This window comes from Shewanella aquimarina, assembly GCF_023349185.1.
GTDB lineage: Bacteria > Pseudomonadota > Gammaproteobacteria > Enterobacterales > Shewanellaceae > Shewanella > Shewanella aquimarina.
The window spans coordinates 152,566-176,923 of record NZ_JAKIKY010000005.1 but is presented as its reverse complement, the minus strand read 5'-3'; the positions used below and the strand labels follow the sequence as shown (position 1 = coordinate 176,923).

Sequence of the window (24,358 nt, the reverse complement as noted above, 5' to 3'; positions counted from 1 at the left end):
GTCTCTAACCTGGCATGTTGAAGATTTTTTCACGCTTCCACTGCGTCGGGGTAAAGGCATTGATAGTGATGGCATGTAGCGCCCCACTGGTCACATGTTCCATCAAGGGGGCATAGATCATCTGCTGCTGCTTGACGCGGCTCACACCGTCGAAACACTCGCCGACGGCGACAATCTTATAGTGTGTCCCATCCTGACTCACGTGTACTTCATCTAGTGCCAGCGCTTGAGTAAGCAGCTGTTCAATCTCATTACATTCCATAAACGGATAACCCTTTTATTTGGCTTCTTCGGTGAAGAAGTCTTGTAAATCATATAAATCTATTAGCTTTTGCAGTTGCAATGGTGGGTTGCAAAGCGCCAGTGATTTTCCCTTCGCCTGCTGCTCTGCCACCAGATGCAACAAGAGAGCGACACCTGCGCTATCGCTATAGGCGACCCCAGAGAGATCCAATCGCTCACATGGCCCGCTCAGCAGTGTCTCCAGTTTAGGCCAGAGCTGTACCACGGCCGCCTGTGACAGCTGGCCGCTCACCTTGCACTGGCCAGCGTCCTGCTCAAAGGCCAGCATTATAGCTTAGTCTCCTTACTCGCCAAGCTGATACGACCTGCCGTGTGCGTCTCTAGCTCCTTGATCACCGCATCTATGCCATTCTGGCGGATGAGGTTAGTGATCTCGGCGCTCTTTGAGGAGAGCAGGCTGACCCCTTCGGCCACCAAGTCGAACGCCTTCCAGGTGTCGTCTTTGAGGCGGCGAACCCTGAAGATCAGCTTGATAGGCGGACGTCCCTGCTCGATGATCTGCACGTTAACATCCACCATCTTCTCATCGTCGAAACGCTTGGCAGGGGCAAACTCTACCTGCTGATCCGTATACTCGGTAAAGGCCTGAGCATAGGTGGCAATCAGATAGGCCCTAAACGCCTCGGCGAAACGCTCACGCTGATCCGGCGTACTCTGGCGTAGGTAAGGCCCCATCACCTTGTAAGAGGCATACTTGTAATCGATATAAGGCATCAGCTCGTCAGAGACTATCACCTTAAGATGGTCAGGATTGGCCTGAATTGTGGCAATATCCTGATGAAATCGGGCAAAAGTCTTGTTGGCGACCGATTCCACCATGGCATAGGGGTCCTTGGTATTGACCGAGATCTCCTCGGCGCTAACCGCACCGCCGATCAGCAATAACATGGAGGAGAAGAGTACTTGCAACAACTGTTTCATATTCGTCCCTATTAATTTTCTTTAGACTTCATACTGTATAAGAACTGGCCGATCAGATCTTCGAGCACTAACGCCGAGTGAGTATCGTCGATACGATCGCCATCTTTGAGCATGCCGATATCGTCCATCACGAAACCCGGGGTCAGGCCTAGGAACTGCTCACCCAAGAGGCCAGAGGTCAAGATAGACAGGCTACTGGTCTCGGGGAACTGATCGTACTCTTTATCCATCGCCAACTCGACCACGGCCACCAGTTCGTCGGGATCCAGGCCTATCTTGGTCACCCGACCGACCACCACGCCACCCACTTTGACCGGCGAGCGCACCTTGAGACCACCCACATTGGTAAACTTGGCATACAAGGTGTAGTGGCTCTGCCCAGGCTTCACCTCGACGTTGGCGACATTGAACACCAAGACCAGGAAGGCCATCAGGCCCGACAGAATAAACAAACCAACTAAAAGTTCAATTTTGCGAGTCAACATACCCAATTACCACTCAGTTCTATACATACCACGAAGGCTGGCATATAGGTTTATCCATAAACAAAAATTCATCAGCGGCCAAACATCATGGCCGTCAACAGGAAGTCCAGCGCTAACACCGCCAGGCTGGACTGCACCACGGTCTGTGTGGTCGCCCTGCTAATCCCCTCGGGATTGGGGATCACATGATAGCCACGATACAGGGCTATCCAGGTGACCACTACGGCGAACACCAGGCTCTTGATCAAACAGTTCACTATGTCCTGACGCCACTCTACCGAGGCCTGCAGTATCGACCAGAAGCTGCCGCTGTCGATCCCCTTCCACTCAACCCCCACCAGATGACCGCCATAGATGCCCACGGCGGTAAACATCAGCGCCAACAGCGGCAGGCTGATCACCCCGGCCCAGAAGCGCGGCGCGATCACCTGACGCAGAGGATCGATAGCCATCATCTCCAGGCTGGAGAGCTGTTCGGTACTCTTCATCAGGCCTATCTCTGCGGTGAGCGCCGAGCCTGCTCGTCCGGCAAACAGCAGCGCGGTCACCACGGGGCCAAGTTCACGCAGCAGACTGAGCGCCACCATGGGCCCCAGGCTGTCTTCGGTACCAAAACCCACCAAAATATTATAGCCCTGCAGCGCCAGCACCATACCGATGAAGAGGCCAGAGACCAAAATGATCACCATGGACTGCACGCCGATCACATACAGCTGCTTGATCAGTAGCGGCGTGCCCTTACGTACCCTCGGCACCTTGGCGATGGCGCCCCACAACATGAGCCCGGCGCGTCCCAGGCCGGTGACACTGTCGATCGCACCACGACCTAAGCGGGCGATTTGATCAATCACGCTCACCTAACATCTCCTTCTGGTAATCCTGGGCGGGAAAATGAAACGGCACGGGCCCGTCGGGCTCGCCGCCGATAAACTGTTTCAATTTCGGATTGTCTGCGGCCCTTAATTCGGCTGGCGTGCCGTGGGCGATCACCTTCTTATCGGCCAGCACATAGACGTAGTCGGCGATCCCCAGCACCTCTTGCACATCGTGAGACACCACCACAGAGGTGAGGCTCAGCGCGTCGCTCAGCTCGCGGATCAGTTTAACCAGGACGCCCATGGAGATAGGGTCCTGACCGGCGAATGGCTCATCGTAGAGTACCAACTCGGGCTCCAAGGCGATGGCGCGGGCCAGGGCCGCACGTCTCTGCATGCCGCCAGAGAGTTCGCTCGGCATCATCTGAGCCGCGCCGCGAAGACCGACCGCCTCGAGCTTCATCAACACGATGCGGCGAATGATCGCCTCGGGCAGCTCGGAGTGTTCCCTAAGGGCAAAGGCCACGTTGTCGAACACATTCATGTCGGTAAACAGGGCGCCGCTCTGAAACAGCATGCTCATGCGCTTACGCAGGGCAAACAGCTCGCCCCGATTGCATTGATGCACATCTATGCCATCGACCTTGATGACCCCTTTGTCTGGGCGCAGCTGGCCACCGATGAGCTTGAGCAGTGTGGTCTTGCCTATGCCGCTGGGTCCCATGATGGCGGTCACCTTCCCCCTGGGGATGGTGAGGCTGACATCATCATAGATAACATGGGTGCCACGACTGAAGCCCAGATGACTGATCTCGACCAATGGCTTCGCTTGTTCCATCGGCGCTTGTTCCATCGGCTTAGTCTCACCCTCTGCTTGGTTGTCATGACTTAACGATTGATGACTCATAACGGGACCTAGTGCGTTCCATGGTTAGGCGGCAGGAAAAGAGGCAAATTGTACGAAATTGACGGATTGTGCACAACTGAATCGACACTATCTTTGCGCAATACTTTCAATTTTGTTCAAATCCAGCGAAAATGCGCGGCAGACTCTTAAATAAAAAGATTTTCAATGCTATTTAATATTTTCTTACTGATTGCTGGTTTGGGTGCACTGGTTTGGAGTGCCGACAAATTTGTCTTCGGCGCCGCGGCATTCGCCCGTAATCTCGGCCTGCCGCCTATGTTGATTGGCCTCACTATCGTCGCTATGGGCAGCTCGGCCCCGGAAATGTTTGTGGCAGCCACCGCCTCCCTCGAGGGAATGACAGACACGGCCATAGGTAATGTGCTGGGCTCCAACGTCGCCAACATCACACTGATCTTAGGGATCACCGCGCTGTTAGGCGCAATCTCGGTAAGCTCACAGACACTCAAGCGGGAAATCCCTATGATGCTTGGCGCCACGGCGCTGGCAGGATACTTTCTCTATGATGGTCAGCTGACCCGCATCGAAGGGCTGGTGCTGTTGGTACTCTTCTTCGCCCTCATGGGATACCTGATCTGGCATGCGATCGCCAATAAGGAAAAGGATCCACTCATCGATGAGGCAGAGAGCGAGGTGCCTAAAGATGTCCCCACGCCCAAGGCGATCCTCTGGCTCGTCATCGGCCTAGTGCTGCTGCCCCTGTCTGCCGACTGGATGGTGCAAGGCGCCGTGGGTATCGCCAAGGCCTTCCATATGTCAGACTTAGTCATAGGCCTGACCATCATTGCCGTCGGCACCAGCCTGCCAGAGCTGGCGGCCTGTGTGGCAGGCGTGCTGAAGAAGGAAGACGATCTGGCCATAGGTAACGTGGTCGGCTCGAACCTGTTTAATATTCTCGCGGTATTGGCGCTGCCCGCCCTTATCGCCCCAGGCGCGGTAGATGCCGCCGCCAGCAGTCGCGACTTTTACATGGTGATGGCAACCAGCGTTGCCCTGGCCATACTGATTTTATTAACCGGCAAAGCCCGCCAACTTCGCCCTTGGCATGGCGGCGTGTTATTAGCGACTTTTATCGCGTACCAAGTCACGCTTTTCCTATCCTAATAACGTTTAGGCCGACAAAATAGAGAGAACAAGATGGTAGATGCAGATCAATTACGTCATTGGGGACGCAAGGTTATCGATATCGAGCGCAACGCGCTGGACAACCTGTATCAATATGTCGACTCAAGTGAATTTGCCAAAGCCTGCCAGCTGATCCTCGCCTGCACCGGCAAGGTAATTGTGATGGGCATGGGCAAATCCGGCCACATAGGTAACAAGATCTCGGCCACCCTGGCCAGCACTGGTACCCCCGCCTTCTTCGTCCACCCCGGCGAGGCCAGCCACGGAGACCTGGGCGTACTGAGCGAGAACGATATCGTGCTCGCCATCTCCAACTCGGGTGAGGCCAGCGAAATTTTAACCCTGATGCCGGTGATCAAGCGCATGGGACTACCGGTCATCGCGGTGACGGGGAAACCCGAATCCAACATGGCCAAACACGCCATAGTCCACCTGTGTATCGAGGTGCCGGAAGAAGCTTGTCCGCTGGGGCTGGCGCCAACATCCAGCACCACGGCCACCCTGGTTATGGGCGATGCCCTGGCGGTGGCCCTGCTTCAGGCTCGTGGCTTTACCAAAGATGATTTCGCCCTGTCCCATCCAGGCGGTAGCCTGGGCCGCAAGCTGTTGCTCAAGGTGAGCGATGTGATGCACAAGGGCGATGAGCTGCCATTGGTTAGCGAAGATATCTGTATCACTGAGGCCCTGTATGAGATCTCCAAGAAGGGGCTGGGCATGACTGCTGTGGTCAATAACCAGGGGCTGCTGGTCGGCATCTTCACCGATGGCGATCTGCGCCGGGTGATCGACGCTGAGATCAACCTGCGCAAAACCTCGATCTCAGAGGTGATGACCCATGGCTGCGTCACCGTCAGCGACGGTATCTTAGCCGCCCAGGCGCTCAAGGTGATGGACGAGAAAGAGATCAACGGCCTGATCGTCACCGACGATCAACAAAGACCGATTGGCGCACTCAACATGCTGGACATGGTTAAGGCGGGGGTGATCTAACATGGCACATCAAGGTTTCTACGGCCCCATCAGCGACGAAGTCTGGCTGAAGGCGAAACAGATCAAGCTGTTGATCTGCGACGTCGATGGCGTCTTCTCCGACGGCCTGGTCTATATGAGTAACTCGGGCGATGAACTCAAGACCTTCCATACCCGCGACGGCTATGGCGTCCGCTCTCTGCTGACCAGCGACATTCCCGTGGCCATCATCACGGGGCGCAAATCACAGATAGTAGAAGATCGCATGACGGCACTGGGCATCACCCACATCTACCAGGGTGTCGACAACAAGCTAGAGCCCTACCAGGAGCTGCTAAGCCTCTACAAGGTCACGCCAGAGGAAGTTGCCTACATAGGTGATGACATGGTGGACCTGCCTGTGATGGAGAAGGTTGGCCTGTCTGTCTGCGTGGCCGACGGTCACCCCTATGTGCGCCAACACGCCGACATGGTCACCCATATCAAGGGCGGTCATGGCGCCCTGCGTGAACTGACGGATCTTATTCTGCTGAGTCAGGATAAGTTTGCCTCGGCCCACGGAATGAGCATATGAACAGAGTCACCCTGGCGATCATCGCCTTCTTCGGCACCGCACTGCTGCTCTATTGGCAGGTGCAGTCGAAAAAGGGCAACGAAGATCTGGCCCTCAAAAATGTCGATCGTCCCGACTACATCGTCCGGGATCTCAAGAGCGTGCAATACAATGATGAGGGTGGCATCAACAGCCGGGTATCGGCCAGTCACATGGAGCACTACGCCGAGCGCAACCAGACCTACTTTACCCAGCCCATCTATCTGGTCTATCCCGACAACGGCGATGCTCAGTGGCGCCTGAGATCCACCAAGGGCACACTGGACAAAAATAGCGGACGGGTCACCCTGGAAAATAATGTTATCATTGATGCCATTAGCCCAGAAGAACCGATTCAGACCATAGAGACCACCTATCTGGAGCTGGATCTCAATACTATGATTATGACATCCGACAGAAGCATTCGGGTCACAGGGCAAGATTTCCTCATTACCGGGGAAGGCTTATATGCCGATCTCAACGCACAAAATATACGACTGACGAGTCAAGTAGAAGGAACATATGAAACTAAATAGCCTTATTCTTGCGGGCCTGCTGTCCCTGGTCAGTATTGGCGCCCACGCCAAGGAAAACGACCTGCTGCAAGAGGTTAAGATCTCTGCCGCCAGCCAGGAAGCCGACATCAAGAACAACCAGATCATCTTCCACGGTCCGGTAGAAGTCACACAAGGCTCAATCAAGATTTTGGCCAGTGAGCTGCGCGCCTTCAGCAAAGAGAAGAATAGCGGCAAGATCCTCATCGCCACCGGCAACCCAGCCACCTACTCTCAGGTGATGGAAGATGGCCGCCCAGCTTCTGCCAGTGCCAAGGAGATACGCTACGAGCTTTCCAGCCGCACCCTGACACTGATCGGCGACGCCACCCTGGAACAGGAAGGCAGCCAGGTCACAGGTTCGCAGATCCGCTACAACATAGAGCAGCAACAGCTGATCGCCGAGAGCAGCGGCAAAGACAGAGTGATCACCATCATTCAGCCTGAGAACTATCAGGAGCAGATCCAGCCAGAACAGAAACCCGAACAGCCCAAACAGGAAAAACAATGACACACCTAACCTTGAAGGCGGAGAACCTCGCCAAGAGCTATAAGAGTCGTGCCGTTGTCCAAGACGTGAGCCTCACGGTCAAGACCGGGCAGATCGTCGGCCTGCTGGGGCCAAACGGCGCCGGCAAGACCACCACCTTCTATATGGTCGTCGGATTGGTGCAGAGCGACAAGGGCCGCATCTTTATCGACGATGACGACCTGACGCTGGATCCCATGCATCTGCGCGCCCGCAAGGGCATAGGTTATCTGCCTCAGGAAGCCAGCATCTTTCGTAAGCTCTCGGTACGCGACAACATCATGGCCGTACTGCAGACCCGCAGCGACCTGAACAACGACGGCCGTGAAGAGGAGCTGGAACACCTGCTGGAAGAGTTCCATATCACCCACATCCGTGACAGCCACGGCATGGCACTCTCTGGTGGTGAACGTCGCCGGGTAGAGATCGCCAGGGCGCTGGCCGCCAACCCTAAGTTTATTCTTCTCGACGAGCCTTTCGCCGGGGTCGATCCCATCTCGGTCATCGACATCAAGAAGATCATCGAACAGCTCAAGAATCGTGGCCTGGGGGTGTTGATCACCGACCATAATGTGCGCGAAACACTAGATGTCTGTGAGAAAGCCTACATCGTCAGCCATGGTAATCTGATCGCCGAGGGCACACCCGCCGAAATCTTAGACAACCAGCAAGTACGAGCAGTGTACTTAGGTGAACAATTCAAGCTATAGTTAATCTTATAACGGGGCCACACAGAAAAACCTATCTTAGATTGTGGCCTTAGCGACTATTCGATATATTTGTCCGGCACATATAGCCAGAGCTTTCTCATTTTATAATTAGAAACAAGGGAATAGCAGTACGATGAAAGCGTCACTTCAGCTCAAAATGGGTCAGCATCTCACCATGACGCCCCAGCTACAACAGGCCATACGTCTGTTGCAGTTGTCGTCATTAGAGTTGCAGCAGGAGATCCAGCAGGCATTAGAATCTAACCCGCTACTGGAGTTGGACGAAGAGCAGGAGAGCGCCAACGTCGAGCTGCAAGATGATGCCGTCAGCGACAACTTCGACACCAAGTACGACGACAAGATAGAGCTGGATTCGAGCCAGGATAATTCAGGTGTCGAGACCTCTGACGCCCTGACCCAGGACTCCATGCCAGACGAGCTGCCGGTCGATACCACCTGGGACGAGGTCTATACCGCCTCGCCCAACTCAAGCTCGGGCGCCATGCGTGACGACGACATGCCTTTTCAGGGCGAGACCAGCGAAGGTCTTTACGAACACCTGGAATGGCAGAAGAACTTGACCCCCTTTTCCGATAACGATCTGGCCATCGCCACCGCCATCATAGATGCCATCGACGAGCGTGGTTACCTAACCCAGACCTGTGAAGATATTCTCGAGGCCATGGGCGATCCTGAGATCGAACTCGACGAGGTCGAAGCCGTACTCAAGCGGGTACAACACTTCGATCCCATCGGCGTGGCAGCAAGGGATCTCAGCGAATGCCTGACGATTCAGCTCGCCCAATACAGCGACGACACGCCGCACATTGCCAACGCCCGCATGCTGATCAAGGAACATCTGGACCTCATCGCCGGCCGCGACTTCCGTCTGCTGATGCGCAAGACCAAACTCAAAGAAGATGACCTAAGGGATGCCATCGCCCTGATCCAGACACTCAACCCCCGTCCCGGCCTCGCCATCACCGCCAGCCGCGACGAATATGTGATCCCGGATGTGACCGTCACCAAGAAGAAGGGACGCTGGGTAGTCGAGCTCAATCCCGACAGCATGCCCAAGATCAACGTCAATCAGCAGTATGCCGCCATGGCGCGCAGCACCAAGAGCCAGGCGGATGGCCAGTTTATTCGCGGCCACCTGCAGGAAGCCAAATGGTTCCTCAAGAGCCTGGAGAGCCGCAACGAGACCCTGCTCAAGGTGACCAACTGTATCGTCGACTTCCAACAAGGCTTCTTCGAATTTGGCGAAGAGGCGATGAAGCCCATGGTACTGAACGACATTGCCGAGGCGGTGGAGATGCACGAGTCCACCATCTCACGTGTGACCACACAAAAATATATGCATACCCCGAGAGGGATCTTCGAACTCAAATACTTCTTCTCCAGTCACGTCGGTACCGACGATGGCGGAGAGTGCTCTTCAACAGCAATACGCGCCTTCATCAAGAAGCTGGTTGCTGCGGAAAACCAGAAAAAGCCATTGAGCGACAGCAAGATGGCTCAACTCTTGGCCGAACAGGGTATCAAGGTAGCTAGACGCACCATTGCCAAGTATCGCGAAGCGATGCTGATACCGCCGTCGAATCAGCGCAAGAGCTTATAAAACAAACCTGGAAACTGGAGGACTATCTTTATGCAAATAAACCTGACTGGGCACCATATCGAGATCACCCAATCTCTACGAAGCTACATCGAAGAGAAATTCACAAAGCTTGAACGTCATTTCGATCAGATCAATAATGTGCACGTTGTATTAAATGTCGAAAAGTTGCAACAGAAGGTTGAGGCAAAGTTACATCTCCGCGGCGGAGAAGTGTTCGCAACATCCGAACATGCGGACATGTATGCCGCGATAGACTCCCTGATTGACAAACTCGATCGTCAGGTCATTAAACACAAAGAGAAGCTTACTAAACATTAACGATGGAACTGAGTACCATCCTGCGGCCGGAGTGCACCACCTGCGCCACTCCGGGCAGTAAGAAAAAGGTACTGGAGCTTATCAGCGACTTAGCCGCTGTCCAGTACCCCACCCTCTCCTCTCAAGAAATTTTTGAAAGCCTTCTGGCTCGAGAGAAAATGGGCAGCACAGGTATAGGCAATGGTATCGCGATTCCTCACGGGCGGCTGACCAACATAGAGCAACCCGTGGCCGTACTGGTGAAATGTGCTGAACCAATCGCATTCGATGCCATTGACAATCAGCCCGTCGATATCCTTTTTGCATTATTAGTGCCCGCAGATCAATGCGAGCAACATCTTAGCACCCTAGCCGCCATGGCCGAGAAGCTCAATGATAAGGCGATCATTAAGCAGCTAAGAAAGACCCAAGATGAATCCGAACTCTATCAGGTGATCACCCAATGAAATTGGTTTTGGTATCAGGACGCTCAGGATCGGGAAAATCCGTCGCGCTTAGGGTCTTAGAAGATCTAGGCTATTACTGTGTCGATAATCTGCCACTGCAGATGATGGAGTCCTTGCTGGAGCAGCTCAAGGGACGCAACGATCTCGTGGCCATCAGTGTCGACGTGCGCAATATGCCGAGCGAAGAGATCCAGCTGGAAAAGCAGCTGGCCAAGCTTCCCAAAGATACCGAAATCTTAAGTTTCTTCCTGAATTCCAGCGACAGCGTGCTGCTCAAGCGCTATAGCGAGACCCGCAGACTACACCCGCTGTCACGCTCTAAGGTCTCCCTCAAGGAGGCGATACAGCTCGAAGGCAAGTTACTGGATCCCATCGCTAAACTGGTGGATCACTACATAGATACCTCCAACCTCAACATCTATGAGCTAAGCGACAAGGTTCGCGAGATCCTGCTTGGTACTGTGGATAAAGAGTTGGTGATCAACTTCGAATCTTTCGGCTTTAAATATGGTATGCCAAGCGAAGCCGACTTCATGTTCGACGTACGCTTCCTGCCCAACCCCCACTGGGAGCCAGAGCTGAGGCCATTAACCGGCCTGGACGAACCCGTGCAGCAGTTTCTCAGCCAGCAGCCACTGGTCAACAAGTTCATCTGGCAGATCGAAAACCTGCTGGAAACCTGGTTGCCACACCTGGAGCGCAACAACCGCAGCTACCTCACCATCGCCATCGGCTGCACCGGCGGTCAGCACAGGTCTGTCTATGTGACCGACCAGCTCGCCAAGCTGTTTAACAAGGGCCAGCATAAGGTTCAGGCCCGCCACAGAGAGCTAAAGCATGACTAAGTTGGCTCGCCAGCTGACCATCTGTAACAAACTGGGGCTACACGCCAGGGCGGCGACCAAGCTGGCGGTACTCGCCGCCAAGTTCGACGCCGAGGTCACCCTAATTCAAGGCGATAAACAGGCCTCCGCCGCCAGCGTACTCGGCCTCCTGATGCTCGAGACCGGCATGGGCAAAACCATCACCATCACCAGCGAAGGCAAAGATGCCCAGGCGGCCCTAGATGCCATCAGCGCCCTTATTGACGCCAAATTCGATGAGGCCGTATAATCGGCTCGCTTTCCGGTACCAGCTTAATTCCGTCCTATACTTATCATAGACTTACAAGCCTACCAACCATGCCGTTCAACCAACTGTCAAAGGAGGAGCTATGCCGATCGAAGTGTTAGATAGTGAGACCACAGATCAACGCCTTAATCAGCTGACTCAAGCCTTAGGCAGTGGCATGTTTGTCCATGTGCGCAGCATGCTGCACGACATGGCCGCCTCAGATATCGCCTTCATCCTGGAATCTTCGCCGCCGCGCACCCGTCAGGTGCTCTGGCAGTTGATCGACCAGCAACACACGGGGGAGATCCTCGATGAGCTGGGTGAAGAGCTCAAAGATACCCTGATCACCCAGATGAGTCCCGAGCGGGTCGCCAAGGCGGCCGAAGGCATGGACACCGACGATCTGGCCTACATACTGCGTAGCCTGCCCGACAGCGTCTTCAATCAGGTGTTGCAGTCGATGACGGCGCAAGACAGGGCCAGGGTGGAGCAGGCACTCTCCTATCCGGAAGATACCGCCGGCAGTATCATGAACACAGATACCGTGACCGTGCGGCCCGATGTCACCATAGATGTGATTCTGCGTTACCTGAGGATCCGCGGCGAGCTACCCGACGCCACAGATACCCTCTATGTGGTGGACAAGCGCGACAGCCTGCTGGGCGGCGTACGCATTACCGACCTACTCACCTGCGACCCTAACGCCTCGGTGAGAGAGATCATGAACGACGATCTCGAAGGGATCCCCGTGGCCATGGACGACGGCGAAGTCGCCCAGTTGTTCGAACGCCATGACTGGGTCTCGGCGCCCGTGGTCGAAGAGGAGACCAATCGTCTGCTGGGCCGTATCACCATCGACGATATCGTCGACGTGATCCGTGAGGACGCCGAACACTCCATGATGGGGATGGCGGGTATGGATGACGATACCGACACCTTCGGCCCAGTGGTCAAGAGTACCCTGAGGCGCTCCCTCTGGCTGACCATCAACCTGTTTGCCGCGCTGCTGGCCGCCTCGGTCAGCAACATGTTCGAGAACACCCTGGAGCAGTTTGCCACCATCGCCATCTTGATGACAATAGTACCCAGCATGGGCGGCGTGGCGGGCAACCAGACCCTGGCCCTGGTGATACGCGGTATCGCCCTGGGACAGATAGGTCAGAGTAACTCCCGCTGGCTGATCGGCAAGGAGCTGGCTATCGGCTTTCTCAACGGCCTGCTCTGGTCCTTGCTGGTGTTTGCGGCCGTCTGGTTATGGAAGGGCGATATCGCCCTGGGCGGACTGATCGGCGGCGCCATGCTGATCAACATGACGGTGGCCGGTCTGGCCGGCGCCTGTATCCCACTGCTGCTGAAGAAGTTTAACGTCGATCCCGCGCTGGCCGGCGGCATGGTGCTGACTACAGTCACAGATGTGATTGGCCTGTTCGCCTTCCTCGGCCTCGCCACCCTGTTCCTGCTGAATTGATTCTCGAGTGCATCCCAAAGCCCAATAGGATGCGCTTGAATTTCAATGTTAACGACATCTTTTTCACGCTAGGATAGATAGAGTCACCCGGCGAGAGAAAAGCCATGCAAAATACTCAAATACTCATCATAGAAGATAATGCCGATGTCGCCGGCGTCCTGGGAGACTACCTGGAAGCCCAGGGGGCTCAGGTGGATTACGCCAGCAACGGCGAACTCGGCCTGCGCCTCGCGACCGAGGGACACTTCGACGCCATAGTACTGGATCTCATGCTGCCTAAGATGGACGGCTATGCCGTGGCCAAGGCCCTGAGAGAGCAAGGCTCCAGTGTCCCTATCCTGATGCTGACGGCACTGGACGACAAACAGGATCTGCTGCAAGGCTTTCACAGCGGCGCCGACGATTACCTGACCAAGCCCTTCGATCTCGATGAATTGCATGTGCGCCTGCTGGCATTGATCAAACGCCAGCTGGGACGGGTCGCTCAAGGCTGCCAGCAGTGTGGGCCGATCACCCTCAACATCGCCGAGCATACCGCCTATCGCGATGGCAAGAAGCTACAGCTCACCCCAAGCTGCTTTCAGATCCTCCACCTGCTGATCTCCCGCGCCCCCAATGTGGTGAAGCGGGAGGAGATAGTGCAGCACCTGTGGGGGGAAGAGCCCCCCAACAGCGATATCCTGCGCAGCCACATGTACCAGCTGAGAAACCAGGTGGATAAACCCTTCGACACCCCCATCATACTGACCGTGCCTAAGATAGGCTTTCGGTTAGACGTGAATAAATAGAGGTCCAACAGGTGCGAAAAACCGCCAAGAGTATGACTCGTAAACTCAGTTTCTACTTCGGGAGTATCGCCCTTCTGGTGGCCGCGATCCTCTATATCTTGAGTATCATCATCCTCTACTGGGTCGAAGATGAACTCAACCGCCGCACCCTGGAACAGATCGCCCCCAGTGCTCAGACGGCGTTCGAACAGGGCGCCATGTCGCCGCTGGTCTTAAGCACCACGATCGTCGCCTATAATGACCCGGACACCCTACCCAAGGAATATCAAACCATTGCCGATCTCCCCATCGGCTTTCTCGATGAGCTACACGACACCTTTAAGGAAGATATCTTCATCTATCGCAGCCAATATGACGACACCAAGGCAACCCATCCCCTGATTCTGGTGATGGACGCCGAGCAGGTAGAGCTGAGCCGCGACGAATGGAACAATATCAGCCTGGTTATCCTGGCGGTCACCCTGATGTTGTTTGCCCTATTTGGCTTTGCCATCACCATCCTCACCCGCAGGCTTATCGCTCCTATCCGGGCCATCAGCGAGCAGCTCGAAGGCTCAAAGGGCAACCAGAGCTTTCAAGTCTCCAAGGACGCCACCCAGGAGTTTCATGCCCTCACCGCCAGCCTCAATCACTATCAGCAACAGATCGCCCAGCTGATCCGCCGCGAACAGGCCTTCTCTCGCTATGCCAGTCATGAACTCAGGACGCCGCTGACCATTATTCAGGGCGCCAGCCGTCTGCTCGAGCAGGAAGGCAAACCCGAGTTTATGCAACGACAACGCGGCCGCATCGTCAAGGCCGCCAGCAATATGCAGCACATCATCGACGCATTGCTGAGCCTGGTAAAACAGGAAAAAGGGCTGAGTTCACCCGACCTCAGACCGCTACATGAGAAAGAGCTGAAACAGATCCTTGCCGAGGTCGAACCGCTGGCGAGCCAGAAACAGATCCAATTAAGCCTCACCCTAGATGCCACGCCGCAGATAGCCCCCAGCGAGGCCGTGCTGCGCATGTTACTAATCAACTTGCTCAATAACGCCATCAACGCCAGCGACAGCGGCCACATCAGCATCAGCGTCGACGACGAGGGGATCTCGGTGAAAGATCAGGGCCGCGGCATGAGCAGCAGCGACACCCGCCCCCAGGGCCATGGCCTAGGGCTGGAGATCGTCGAGGCCCTGTGTCAGCGTTATCAATGGCGTTTTAGCCTCAGCAATTGCGATACGGGCTGCATCGCCAGGTTGCATTTCCCAGCGCCTATGTTGCACCCTAATGGTGCAACATAGGCGCTAAGCCAGGTTATAGCACGCCCCAGGCCTGAGTTTCTGTCTGTCATCTAATTGGCATAAGTTTCGCTTATCCTAACGCGGTCACGCACTCAGGAGGCTTTCCCTTGTACAGGCTCGAGACACAAAGACACACCAAAGACACAGACGCGTTTTGGCAGCCGCAATTCGACGGCGAGCCAAATCATCAAGAGGAGTACTACCCGCACCATCTGGGCGGTCATTCGCAGTCGCGCACTATCCATGACTGCCTAAGTGCACTAGCCAGGGAAGCGATAGATCAGAGCCGACAACGGCAGCTCAGCCTCAATCGTGAGATTGTCGCCCTGGTCGCGGAGCAGGCCAGGCTATCGCTCAACTAAGACAACTTAACTAGGCCTACTCGCCTGATGTGACTCATGTCAGAGCAACTCATGTCAGGGCAACTCATATCAGAGCGTCCAAGTTCGAGCGCCCAAGTTCGAGCGACTAGGTTCGAGTCGCCAGGTTCGAGGAACAGTTCTCGCGAACCAGGCGATAAGGAGTGAGGTAACCCCTTAAAGAATCAAGAGACCGCTAACGGGAGCGCGGCGTGATATTAGAGAGGCTGTCGAAAAATCTCTGTCTCTGCTTCTCGGCATCGAAGCGGCGCACTACCTGCCACTCCTGATACAGGGCTATTGCAAACCCTACGACCACTACCAACAAGCATCCGGCTCCCAGGTAAGTGATGATGTTTACGGCGACATCTGCTCCTGCAGAACTACTGGCGCTGCCAAAACCTATCATACACAAGCCCTTCACATAGTCTCTGGGTGACCACAGGTCACCTTCGAGCTCAGGGTAGCGATGAAAAATGAAACAAGCCTTAAGCCAGCCCGCCCTCCATGATCAGCGCCGGTTAGTAGATGCTAACTCACTGAAGTAATGTGAGTTATGGCAAGCAGCTAAATTGCGACAAAGTGTATCTCTGCGCGATTTACACAAGGGTGCGACTACTGGGTCATGATCACCAAGAACTGACTCTGCAAGGCCGGCTTATCCTGCCTGCCATACTTGATCAGCAGATCTGCCTTACCGTCCAGATTTAGATCTTCGCTACTCAGCATGTCACCATCTTTAGGCAGGGCGATCTTCAGGCTCTCCCTGCGAGCGAACAGCGACCCCTTGGCACTCCCCAGAAACAGATCCAGCTCCTCTTCACCATCGGAGAGCAGCAGGTCCTGACGCCTATCGCCATCGATATCCGCAAGCTTTACCACGGGCGCGCCGCTCTGCCCCGAGGTCAAGCTGAAACTCAGCTCCACCGACTTGCTCATGTTTGGCTTGGCAGCGAAACGCCGCTTATCGTCCATGGTAAACAGGTGCACATCCTGATCGATACTGCCCGACACCAGGGCGCCGATGATCTGCGACAGGCCGATATCGAAGCCAGACACCAGCACCTCGCTGCGACCATCTAGGTCGATATCCACCAGCTCGAACCCCGTCAGGGTACCATCGCCGCGGATCACGCTCTGGGGCTGTTTGCCGAAAGTCACCCCCTTGTCGCCCTTCACTCCCAGATAGATCTCATAGTCGTTAACCCTATCGAGCACGCCCGAACTCTTGGTATAGCGCACCACCATATCCACTACCTCGTCACCGTCGACGTCTTGCAGGGCCTCCACCTTACGGTAGACCAGGTCGCTCTGATCCAGCGCCTCGCCATAAGCATCGCGTCTGTCCCACCAGTCCAGGCCACTGATCGCCTGGCTCACGGGCTGAAACCTGGGGTAGGTCTCGAACCGGCCATCCCTGTGTTGGGCATAGATCTCCAGCTCTCCCTCGCCAACCTTGATGATATCGTCGCGCCCATCGCGATCCATGTCGGCAAAATAGAGCTTGGTCTCGCTGTAGCGGGCACCGTCGCGATACAGGAGCACCTTAGGCTGAATCGCCAGGGTCTGGGTCTTCCAGCCGTCGTCCTGGCTGAGGAAGAGCTGCGTCTGCTCAAACTGACCCAGGATAAAGTCGTCACGGCCATCCCGGTTGAGATCCCTAACAAACTCGCCGCGCGCAATAAACTCGATGCGAGGCTTCAGCACCAGCGGGGCGACATCAAACAATGGCTCAAGTATCAGCCCCTGCTCCTTAACCCTGAGCACCGAAAGCTGAGCGCGCGACATGAAATAGACCGACTGCAGCGCATCAGCCTGCTGTGAATTGCCCTGCTGTGGCTTGGCACTCACATCGTATCGATAGAGATCGCCAGGCAGCGGCAGCTTATGCAGCAGCCGATACTGGCTGCTTTCGCCATCTAAGCCATAGACGGCGAGCCACTTGGTCTGGCGATCATCGACGCCGATCGCCAGTAGCTCCTTGTTGGCATCACCAAGCAGGTTCAGACTCTCCAGCGGATGGGTCAGTTTAAAACCGGTATCGATTGTTTGGGACACGAAGGCCAGCGGTGCAGCCTTATCGGCCCAGGCCTGCATGGCGCAGAGAAGCGTCAGGCTCGCGGTGAGCCAAGGCGCGAGTGCACGAGTTGCCAGTTTTTTCACAGATCATTTCCCTATGTGAAGCCAAGTGGGTTCTAATCTATCGATTCCCGGCAAAAAAGAAAGTTCAGTTAATGACTTGTTACAAACAAAAAAAGTCCGCGAGTCAGAACGGAATTTGCCTGACTATTCTGGCTTGGGCTTCCATGCACGGGTCATCTCCCGTCGCCCTAAGGCCCCCGGGTGGGGCTTCACCCTGAAACCCGCCGCCTTCAAGTTACGCTTAAATTGACCGTTGGCACAATAGCTGACCAACATCCCCCCCGGCATCATCATAGGATAGAGACGATCGAAGTTATCCTGAGTCCACAACTCTGGCTGCTTGCTCGGCGCAAAGCCATCGTAGAACACCAGGTTTATCGATTCACTCGGCAATGCCAGGCTATCCCAGGAGGCATGGATCTTATGCAGCACGAAGCCAGGAAACAGGGTGACATCCTCGCCCCAGGGCGCGCTGTGCAGGCGATCGAACAGATCTTGCAGCGCAGGCGCTAAATGCTCCTTGTAGTTCAGCTGGGCGATCACATCACTAGGCACTGGATAGGCCTCGACCGTCACGAAGCGGATCGGCCTGGCGAGCTTATCCGGCTTACCGTCTGCACCTAGCACCTGCTTGAGTGTGAGCATGGCATTCATGCCCGAACCGAACCCCAACTCGAGAATATTCACCCGCTCGAAGCTGGGATCCAGCTCGGCAAGGCCCGACTGAATGTAGACGTGTTCAGACTCGCTGATGGCGCCATTGTGAGCATGGTAACTGTCGTCAAACAGGCTGCTCATCAGGGTGTGGGACCCATCTTTGGTCATCTGTACATGGATCTTGTTCATTCTCGGCTCGTCAAAAAGTGTTTACTGGCGCCGATTGTACCTTAGACCCAGGCTTCGCATGCAAATGTTTCCCCTTAAGAGATCTAGCCAGACTGGTGCCAAAACTAAAACCAAAACCAAAACCAAAACCAAAACCAAAACCAAAACCAAAACCAGCCAAGAGTGATCCATCTCACAGCCAAGTAGCCACAGTAATGGGAAAATCCGCGCCACTTTCGGTCGGGATTTTCCCGGTAACCCCATGCACAGCTAACTAATACCAATCACAGTAAACATGTGATCAGAAATAGCGCAGGAAAAACGCTTGAGAACAAAGCAGGATTTTTAGATAAGTAGTTATTCTACAATTAAAAATACTAATACAGTTATCGAGCGTTTTAACAAGCTAGAATGATCAATTGTTTATTACGATTGGTATAAACCGCCTTCACGCGCTCACCAAGACCCAAAACCTCGAAGGGAAGCCGAGTTAAGCGATGGCAAAGTCGTGCATGACACACAAGCCAATGCAACCAAAAGCAAGATAACACCTAGAGCCCCTATGCCCAGCCACACCCAAGTTAGCGCCAAAGGCAACGCCCTGGCGATCGTCTCATTCCTACTGTGGGGACTCCTGCCCCTCTACTATCAGTTTCTGCCCGGTGCGGATATCAGCGAGATGCTGGCAATACGCCTGCTCTGCTCTGTGCCCTTCATGCTGTTGGTCTTTCTGCTACTCGGTAAGCCTCTGCCCAGTCTGGCAATACTCAAGGCCAACCTCCCCTCGGTAGCCTTGTGCGCCCTGGCGTCTATCATCATGTGCGTCTCCTGGTACAGCTTCACCTGGGCACTCACCCATGGTCAGGTGCTGGCGGCGAGCCTGGGCTTCTTCATCAACCCGCTGTTTGCCATAGGATTAGGCGTGATCTTTCTAAAAGACAGGCTATCTGTCGCCCAGAAATGGGCTGTCATGCTTGGCGGATTGGGCATAGCTTACATGGTGATAGCCTATGATCAGCTTCCCTGGCTGGCGCTACTCATGGGCAGCTTCTTCGCCCTCTATGGCCTGTGTAAAAAATATATCCACTTCGATTCGCTCACCTCAGTCACCATAGAGGCGGCTTTACTGAGCCCCATCGCCGCCGGCTATCTGCTCTGGCTCAGCGCCACGGGGCAGAGTGAGGCGCTCTCGAGCGGTACCGGTACTCTGCTGCTCTACATCGGTTCGGCGCCCGTCACCCTGCTGCCGCTGATTTTCTTCGCCCTGGCGATTCGTCACACTAGCCTCTCCATGGTCGGCCTGTTGCAGTACATAGAACCCAGCATGCACTTCCTGCTGGCGATCTTCCTGTTTAACGAGGCATTTGACAGCGTCAAGGCCGTGAGCTTTGCCCTCATCTGGCTGGGGCTAATCCTCTGCTCGCTGGAGGCCCTGCCCGGCCTGTGGCGTAGCCTCGCCAACCGACACCAGCTGAACCACTCCCGCTAAGATCTCGGCCACCACCCGGCGACTGAAGATCATCGACAGATGAAGCGGTCGCCAGATAACTCTATTCTCGGCGCCAGGCCAGTGAGAACTACGACTCGGCACTATGGTAAAGTCGATGGGTGTGCGAAACGAGTAGAGGACTATACCCTCCAGGCGCTCCTGGCTATCGGCCAGCTGGGACAACAACTGACTCTTTGGCCTTAGCTCACGCATCGCCCGCGACGGATAGGGCAGCCAGGCGAGATAGCTGCCGTGATGGGGAGAGGAGATGGAAAACAGCGCCCGGGTACGTTTATCCCCGCCCAGGTGCTGCAGATAGTAGCGGGCGACGATACCGCCCATGCTAAAACCTATGAGGCAGATCGCCTCATCCTCGCCCAGGGCCGACTCGATATAGCTTTGCAGCTGCTTAGCCGCAAAGGCGATTCCCCGACGGCCATCTAAGGGGCTCAGGGTCGGCGTTAGACACTCATAGCCCTGGCGCTCAAACTGGCGACGCATCCACCCCATCACATGACCTGTATTAAAGATCCCATGCACCAACACGAGTTTCATCCCTAGGCCCTCATCCTCAACATCAGAGTTAATCACCCCCAAGGGGTAAATATTTGCTATGATCCGCGCGCACTCCAGCATACCACCGATTAGGGATCATAAGCTCATGTCGAACGCCGACCTGCTGCGCCAGGCGATCAGCCAAAGAAGCGAGCTACTCGCCGCGGCACAAGCCGCCAACACCAACTGTTTTCGCGTGTTTCACGGTACGGTCGAGGGGATAGACGGACTCACCATAGATCGCTATGGCGACGCCTGGCTGATCCAATCGTTTCACCAGAGTCTGACCCAGGAAGAACTGGATAGCCTAGGCGATGAGTTAAGACATACCCAAGATCTTCCCGTCATCTACAATGATAGATCCAATAAAAACTCACGTATTCTCAACCCGCTAGCCCCCGAGCTCGACGCCTTTGCCCGCGACGAGCAAGAGATGAGCGAAAATGGCATCCGTTTCATCAGCAAGTTGCGTCACGAGGGACAAGATCCCCTGCTGTTTCTCGATATGCGTGTCGGCCGGGAATATGTGAAGGCCCATAGCCAAGACAAGTCGGTACTGAACCTGTTTTCCTACACCTGTGGCATAGGCACGGCCGCAGCGGTTGGCGGCGCCGATTCGGTGACTAACGTCGACTTCTCCTCCTTTGCCCTGGCCGCAGGCCGTCGTAACGCCGAACTCAATGGGGTGAGCGACAAGTGCGAGTTTATTCAAAGCGATGCCTTTCCTGCCATGCGCCAACTGGCCGGGATGAAGGTTGGTGGACGCCGTAACCAGAAACTCCCCAGCTACCCTAAGCTGGCACCGCGTCAGTTCGATCTGGTGTTTCTCGACCCGCCGCGTTTCGCCAAGAGCCCCTTCGGCACGGTAGATCTGATCAACGACTACCAGAGCCTGTTCAAACCCGCCATGCTGGCCACTAAGGCGGGCGGCACCATAGTCTGCTGCAACAACGTCGCCAAGGTGGAACGCCAGGACTGGCTTGACGCCTTGATTCGCTGCGTCGAGAAACAGGGACAAAGTGTCGCGAGTCACCAATGGATCCACTGCCATAAAGACTTCCCCTCCTTCGACGGTAATCACCCGCTGAAGATAGTCACCCTCACATTAGCCGAGGATTAACCGGCTCGCCCTAAAATTTGTCATGCTCATCCTTGGTTAAACTTAGCCTGGATGAGCATGGGGACGTTATAACGGGCATAAAAACGGTAAAAAATTGACCGCAAACCTGAAATTTACACCTTTAACCAATAAATTTCCAACCAGAAACAATAAAGCAACAAAAAAACGAGTAATAAAGTCGCCAAAATAATCCTAAAAAATTAAAAATCGGTATCGAAGACCAAGCCTAAAAATGGTTTCCCCGAAGAGTTCAGACGTACATTCCTTAATCGAAAAACCGATTTTAAGAGCGAAAAACCTACTTTAAACACGAATTTTCTATCAAAAAATCATCAAGCATCAAAATTCACTTTACTTGGCGCCTCACCCGCACTACATTTCGCTTCCCGCTAAACCCTTAATAAATGACGGCCCAACAAACATATCCCTCCAAGCTGCCATTTACACAACTTAATTTGGAGATTATTGGTGTTAGACGTCGCCGATAACTGTAAATCGAACAATCCTACGGCACCCGTAATAGGCCTCTCTTTCTTTGCCGTCGCCTCCGGTTTTCTGATGAGCCTGATCCCCCTATCATTGGGCAATTTTGGCCTCTCGCCGGATCTCGCCCCTTGGCTCGCCAGCATCTTCTATCTGGGCCTGCTACTGGGCGCGTTACGGGTAGAGCGACTTATCACCAAGATGGGCCACAGACGCGGCTTCGTCCTCTTTCTAACCCTGCTCATTGCCAGCATAGTGGCCATGTTGTTATTGCCCCATGCTGGCATCTGGCTTGGGGCGCGCCTGTTGGCGGGTTTCGCCGTCGCGGGTGTCTTTGTGGTAGTCGAATCCTGGCTGCTGATGGCAAACAGCGTCAAGGCACGTGCCAGACGACTGGGGATCTACATGGCCGCGCTTTATGGCGGCAGCGCCCTCGGCCAACTGGCCATCGGCGAGCTGGGCACTCAGGGAGTCTTACCCTACCTGTTTGTCATCGTCCTTCTCATGATGGCCATACTGGCACCTGTACTGATCCGCTCCGGTGAGCCGGCCCATCAGGCCCAGCTGAGGCTCTCTTTTGCCGAGAGTGCCAGCCTGAGTCGCCCGGCCATCATAGGCTGCCTGGTATCAGGCTTGCTGCTCGGCCCCATTTATGGACTGATGCCTGTCTATATCGACAATCAGGTCGACGAACCGACCCAGACGGGACTCTTGATGGCGGCGATTATCTTGGGGGGTATGGCGGTGCAGCCGTTGATCAGCTATCTCTCGCCTCGGATGGATAAACGTCTGTTGATGGCCATGTGTACCCTGGTGGGCCTAGTCGGTGTGGTCGGCGCTATCGAGACCAGCGCCTTGCAGCTCAAAGCCTTGAGCTACTTCATCCTGGGCGCGGCCAGTTTCGCGCTCTACCCTATCGCCATCTCACTAGCCTGTGACAGACTGCCGAGCATCAAGATAGTCTCGGCCACCGAGGTGATGTTGCTCTGCTATAGCCTGGGTTCTGTGGCTGGGCCACTGCTGGCGCTGACCCTGAGCGAGAAACGCCACGGCATGATGCTCTACTTAGCCATCTGCCTGCTGAGCACCTGTCTCTATATGTTGCTCAAGAGTGTGCAGAGGCTCGACGGTCAAACCGATAGCCTACAGAATTAGACCTTACTGTCCTCGCCATCGGCCTCAGGCTCGCCCTGCCGATGGCGTTTAGCATACCAGTTAGCCAGAGGCTGAGCCGAAAGGCCATGGGCCAGTATGCTCATCAAGACGGTCACAGTTACCACGGCATAGAGGGTCTCGAACCCCTTGATACTGCCCATCTCATGGGCGACGATCAACACATAGAGAATAGAGGCGATCCCGCGAGGGCCGAACCAGGCGATAAAGGCACGGGTCGACAGATCTAACTTGGTGCCGATCAGCGAGATCATCACAGGCAGCATGCGCAGTAAGGTCAGACTTAGCAGGGCATAGAGCATCACCTCCACAGTGACATAGGGCAGGGTCATGGGCACAAACGCCAGACCGAAGATAAAGAAGCTGATCAACACCAGCAGCTCCCCCTCACTCTCGGCAAAGTCTTTAATATGCCCCCTGGCCATCTTGCTGGTGTTACCGGCATAGAGACCGGCGAAGAAGGCGGCGATGAAACCATTACCCGAGAACGCCTCGGCCAGATAGAAGGCCAATATTGCCAACGCGATGGGGATCAGGTTGAGGTAGGTCTCCACCATGCCATCACGCTTAAAGCAGAAGGTTTGCAGCTTGGTGCCAAAATAACCGACGGCACCTCCCACCAGGGCGCCAAACAGGATCTGCTCCATCACATAAACCATCCAGTGTTGATCCTGGGCATGCTCCAAGCCACTCATGATCAAGGCCACTACGGTAATTAACACAGGAAAAATAATGCCGTCATTCAGTCCGCTCTCCACATTGATGGTGGAGCGTATCGTCTTGGGCACCTTAGGATCTGAGACCACTGCCTTGCCAAGGGCCGCATCTGTAGGCGTCAGCAGCAGCGCTAGCATCAAGAGATAGAGAAAGGGCAGGCCGGGAAAGAAGAGCCCGGCCACCAGGGTCCCCACGGCGACCGTGATGGGCAAACCAACAAACAGCAGGCGCGCCGGTAACTGCCATGACTGCTTCAGCAAGCTGAGATCCAATAGGGCGGCGTCGCTAAACAGCACCAACACCAGGGCTATCTCCACCATGATGGTGACAAACTCGGCGTCGACCTGCACCTGAGTCACATCCAGACCGAAGGGAGACAAGAACAGCCCAAAGCTGGTAAACACCATGGGCCCTGAGATATCGAAACGCGCCAGCCACTTAGAGATATAACCATAGAGCAATACGACTAAGGCAATGATAAGTATGACGATATGTTCATCCATTGAGGCTTTCCTTGGCGGTTT

29 protein-coding genes are annotated in these 24,358 nt (G+C 55.0%); 18 read left to right on the top strand and 11 right to left on the bottom strand.

What is annotated here, in order from left to right; translation table 11 throughout:
• Positions 1 to 4: 4 nt before the first annotated feature.
• The 6 genes from L2731_RS08185 to L2731_RS08160 form a co-directional block, all read right to left on the bottom strand.
• Positions 5 to 262: a BolA family protein gene (locus L2731_RS08185; RefSeq protein ID WP_041509949.1), complete on the bottom strand. Its 258-nt coding sequence runs from the start codon at positions 260 to 262 to the stop codon at positions 5 to 7.
• Positions 263 to 277: 15 nt separating this feature from the next.
• A complete protein-coding gene (locus tag L2731_RS08180) occupies positions 278 to 571 on the bottom strand; it encodes an STAS domain-containing protein (RefSeq protein ID WP_239849501.1) in 294 nt (97 codons plus the stop codon).
• Positions 571 to 1,224 (bottom strand): MlaC/ttg2D family ABC transporter substrate-binding protein, encoded by a 654-nt coding sequence (locus L2731_RS08175; protein ID WP_249252636.1) that lies wholly within the window; start codon positions 1,222 to 1,224, stop codon positions 571 to 573. Before L2731_RS08175 ends, L2731_RS08180 begins: the two co-directional genes overlap by 1 nt.
• 11 nt (positions 1,225 to 1,235) lie before the next feature.
• Positions 1,236 to 1,709: an outer membrane lipid asymmetry maintenance protein MlaD gene (gene mlaD / locus L2731_RS08170; RefSeq protein ID WP_041509946.1), complete on the bottom strand. Its 474-nt coding sequence runs from the start codon at positions 1,707 to 1,709 to the stop codon at positions 1,236 to 1,238.
• A gap of 71 nt (positions 1,710 to 1,780) precedes the next feature.
• Entirely contained in the window at positions 1,781 to 2,566 is a 786-nt protein-coding gene (gene mlaE / locus L2731_RS08165) for a lipid asymmetry maintenance ABC transporter permease subunit MlaE (protein WP_041509945.1), read from the bottom strand.
• Positions 2,553 to 3,362: an ATP-binding cassette domain-containing protein gene (locus L2731_RS08160; RefSeq protein ID WP_415837065.1), complete on the bottom strand. Its 810-nt coding sequence runs from the start codon at positions 3,360 to 3,362 to the stop codon at positions 2,553 to 2,555. The genes mlaE and L2731_RS08160 overlap by 14 nt, the downstream gene beginning before the upstream one ends.
• A 234-nt stretch (positions 3,363 to 3,596) precedes the next feature.
• Between L2731_RS08160 and L2731_RS08155 the strand changes: the two genes are divergently transcribed.
• The 15 genes from L2731_RS08155 (at position 3,597) to L2731_RS08085 (ending at position 15,333) form a co-directional block, all read left to right on the top strand.
• Positions 3,597 to 4,556 (top strand): calcium/sodium antiporter, encoded by a 960-nt coding sequence (locus tag L2731_RS08155; RefSeq protein ID WP_239849500.1) that lies wholly within the window; start codon positions 3,597 to 3,599, stop codon positions 4,554 to 4,556.
• A gap of 33 nt (positions 4,557 to 4,589) precedes the next feature.
• A complete protein-coding gene (locus tag L2731_RS08150) occupies positions 4,590 to 5,567 on the top strand; it encodes a KpsF/GutQ family sugar-phosphate isomerase (protein WP_041509943.1) in 978 nt (325 codons plus the stop codon).
• A gap of 1 nt (position 5,568) precedes the next feature.
• Positions 5,569 to 6,120 carry a 3-deoxy-manno-octulosonate-8-phosphatase KdsC gene (gene kdsC / locus L2731_RS08145; RefSeq protein WP_041509942.1) on the top strand — a complete coding sequence of 184 codons (552 nt, stop codon included), beginning with the start codon at positions 5,569 to 5,571 and terminating at the stop codon, positions 6,118 to 6,120.
• Positions 6,117 to 6,674 carry an LPS export ABC transporter periplasmic protein LptC gene (gene lptC / locus L2731_RS08140; RefSeq protein WP_249252634.1) on the top strand — a complete coding sequence of 186 codons (558 nt, stop codon included), beginning with the start codon at positions 6,117 to 6,119 and terminating at the stop codon, positions 6,672 to 6,674. Before kdsC ends, lptC begins: the two co-directional genes overlap by 4 nt.
• The gene (lptA, locus tag L2731_RS08135) at positions 6,661 to 7,203 is read left to right on the top strand and encodes a lipopolysaccharide transport periplasmic protein LptA (protein ID WP_249252632.1); all 543 of its coding nucleotides are present in this window, start codon (positions 6,661 to 6,663) and stop codon (positions 7,201 to 7,203) included. The genes lptC and lptA overlap by 14 nt, the downstream gene beginning before the upstream one ends.
• Complete coding sequence (gene lptB / locus L2731_RS08130) at positions 7,200 to 7,931, top strand: LPS export ABC transporter ATP-binding protein (RefSeq protein ID WP_041509939.1); 732 nt, start codon at positions 7,200 to 7,202, stop codon at positions 7,929 to 7,931. The genes lptA and lptB overlap by 4 nt, the downstream gene beginning before the upstream one ends.
• A gap of 133 nt (positions 7,932 to 8,064) precedes the next feature.
• Positions 8,065 to 9,552: an RNA polymerase factor sigma-54 gene (locus tag L2731_RS08125; RefSeq protein ID WP_041509938.1), complete on the top strand. Its 1,488-nt coding sequence runs from the start codon at positions 8,065 to 8,067 to the stop codon at positions 9,550 to 9,552.
• A 30-nt stretch (positions 9,553 to 9,582) separates the two neighbouring features.
• Positions 9,583 to 9,870 carry a ribosome hibernation promoting factor gene (hpf, locus tag L2731_RS08120; protein WP_011867108.1) on the top strand — a complete coding sequence of 96 codons (288 nt, stop codon included), beginning with the start codon at positions 9,583 to 9,585 and terminating at the stop codon, positions 9,868 to 9,870.
• Between the two features lie 2 nt (positions 9,871 to 9,872).
• Positions 9,873 to 10,316 carry a PTS IIA-like nitrogen regulatory protein PtsN gene (gene ptsN, locus L2731_RS08115; protein ID WP_249252630.1) on the top strand — a complete coding sequence of 148 codons (444 nt, stop codon included), beginning with the start codon at positions 9,873 to 9,875 and terminating at the stop codon, positions 10,314 to 10,316.
• Positions 10,313 to 11,161, top strand: a complete 849-nt coding sequence (gene rapZ, locus L2731_RS08110; protein ID WP_041509936.1) for an RNase adapter RapZ — start codon at positions 10,313 to 10,315, stop codon at positions 11,159 to 11,161. The genes ptsN and rapZ overlap by 4 nt, the downstream gene beginning before the upstream one ends.
• The gene (locus L2731_RS08105) at positions 11,154 to 11,429 is read left to right on the top strand and encodes an HPr family phosphocarrier protein (RefSeq protein ID WP_041509935.1); all 276 of its coding nucleotides are present in this window, start codon (positions 11,154 to 11,156) and stop codon (positions 11,427 to 11,429) included. Before rapZ ends, L2731_RS08105 begins: the two co-directional genes overlap by 8 nt.
• 100 nt (positions 11,430 to 11,529) lie before the next feature.
• Positions 11,530 to 12,897 carry a magnesium transporter gene (gene mgtE, locus L2731_RS08100; protein ID WP_239849497.1) on the top strand — a complete coding sequence of 456 codons (1,368 nt, stop codon included), beginning with the start codon at positions 11,530 to 11,532 and terminating at the stop codon, positions 12,895 to 12,897.
• A 104-nt stretch (positions 12,898 to 13,001) separates the two neighbouring features.
• Positions 13,002 to 13,685, top strand: coding sequence for a response regulator transcription factor (locus L2731_RS08095; protein WP_249252627.1), 684 nt, complete (start codon positions 13,002 to 13,004; stop codon positions 13,683 to 13,685).
• 32 nt (positions 13,686 to 13,717) lie between these two features.
• Complete coding sequence (locus tag L2731_RS08090) at positions 13,718 to 14,971, top strand: sensor histidine kinase (RefSeq protein ID WP_249252625.1); 1,254 nt, start codon at positions 13,718 to 13,720, stop codon at positions 14,969 to 14,971.
• Positions 14,972 to 15,078: 107 nt separating this feature from the next.
• Complete coding sequence (locus L2731_RS08085) at positions 15,079 to 15,333, top strand: hypothetical protein (RefSeq protein ID WP_249252623.1); 255 nt, start codon at positions 15,079 to 15,081, stop codon at positions 15,331 to 15,333.
• Between the two features lie 193 nt (positions 15,334 to 15,526).
• Here L2731_RS08085 and L2731_RS08080 read toward each other — a convergent pair whose 3' ends face one another.
• From L2731_RS08080 to mnmC2, 3 genes are all read right to left on the bottom strand, one after another.
• On the bottom strand, positions 15,527 to 15,739 hold the full coding sequence (locus tag L2731_RS08080) for an intracellular growth attenuator family protein (protein WP_239849493.1): 213 nt from the start codon (positions 15,737 to 15,739) through the stop codon (positions 15,527 to 15,529).
• A gap of 206 nt (positions 15,740 to 15,945) precedes the next feature.
• On the bottom strand, positions 15,946 to 17,493 hold the full coding sequence (locus L2731_RS08075; RefSeq protein ID WP_249252621.1) for an FG-GAP repeat domain-containing protein: 1,548 nt from the start codon (positions 17,491 to 17,493) through the stop codon (positions 15,946 to 15,948).
• A gap of 123 nt (positions 17,494 to 17,616) precedes the next feature.
• Positions 17,617 to 18,318 carry a tRNA (5-methylaminomethyl-2-thiouridine)(34)-methyltransferase MnmC2 gene (gene mnmC2 / locus L2731_RS08070; RefSeq protein WP_249252619.1) on the bottom strand — a complete coding sequence of 234 codons (702 nt, stop codon included), beginning with the start codon at positions 18,316 to 18,318 and terminating at the stop codon, positions 17,617 to 17,619.
• Between the two features lie 541 nt (positions 18,319 to 18,859).
• Between mnmC2 and rarD the strand changes: the two genes are divergently transcribed.
• Positions 18,860 to 19,786, top strand: coding sequence for an EamA family transporter RarD (gene rarD / locus L2731_RS08065; RefSeq protein WP_249252617.1), 927 nt, complete (start codon positions 18,860 to 18,862; stop codon positions 19,784 to 19,786).
• On the opposite strand, the gene L2731_RS08060 is transcribed toward rarD, so the two are convergent.
• On the bottom strand, positions 19,706 to 20,341 hold the full coding sequence (locus tag L2731_RS08060) for an alpha/beta fold hydrolase (RefSeq protein WP_249252615.1): 636 nt from the start codon (positions 20,339 to 20,341) through the stop codon (positions 19,706 to 19,708). The genes rarD and L2731_RS08060 overlap by 81 nt on opposite strands.
• Before the next feature lie 106 nt (positions 20,342 to 20,447).
• On the opposite strand from L2731_RS08060, the gene L2731_RS08055 reads away from it, so the two are divergent.
• Both L2731_RS08055 and L2731_RS08050 read left to right on the top strand, forming a co-directional pair.
• Positions 20,448 to 21,461: a class I SAM-dependent rRNA methyltransferase gene (locus tag L2731_RS08055; RefSeq protein WP_249252613.1), complete on the top strand. Its 1,014-nt coding sequence runs from the start codon at positions 20,448 to 20,450 to the stop codon at positions 21,459 to 21,461.
• Positions 21,462 to 21,929: 468 nt separating this feature from the next.
• Positions 21,930 to 23,099 carry an MFS transporter gene (locus tag L2731_RS08050; protein WP_249252611.1) on the top strand — a complete coding sequence of 390 codons (1,170 nt, stop codon included), beginning with the start codon at positions 21,930 to 21,932 and terminating at the stop codon, positions 23,097 to 23,099.
• Here the strand turns inward: L2731_RS08050 and L2731_RS08045 are convergent.
• The gene (locus L2731_RS08045) at positions 23,096 to 24,337 is read right to left on the bottom strand and encodes a cation:proton antiporter (RefSeq protein ID WP_239849486.1); all 1,242 of its coding nucleotides are present in this window, start codon (positions 24,335 to 24,337) and stop codon (positions 23,096 to 23,098) included. The two genes, L2731_RS08050 and L2731_RS08045, sit on opposite strands and share 4 nt — an antisense overlap.
• Positions 24,338 to 24,358: the final 21 nt, after the last annotated feature.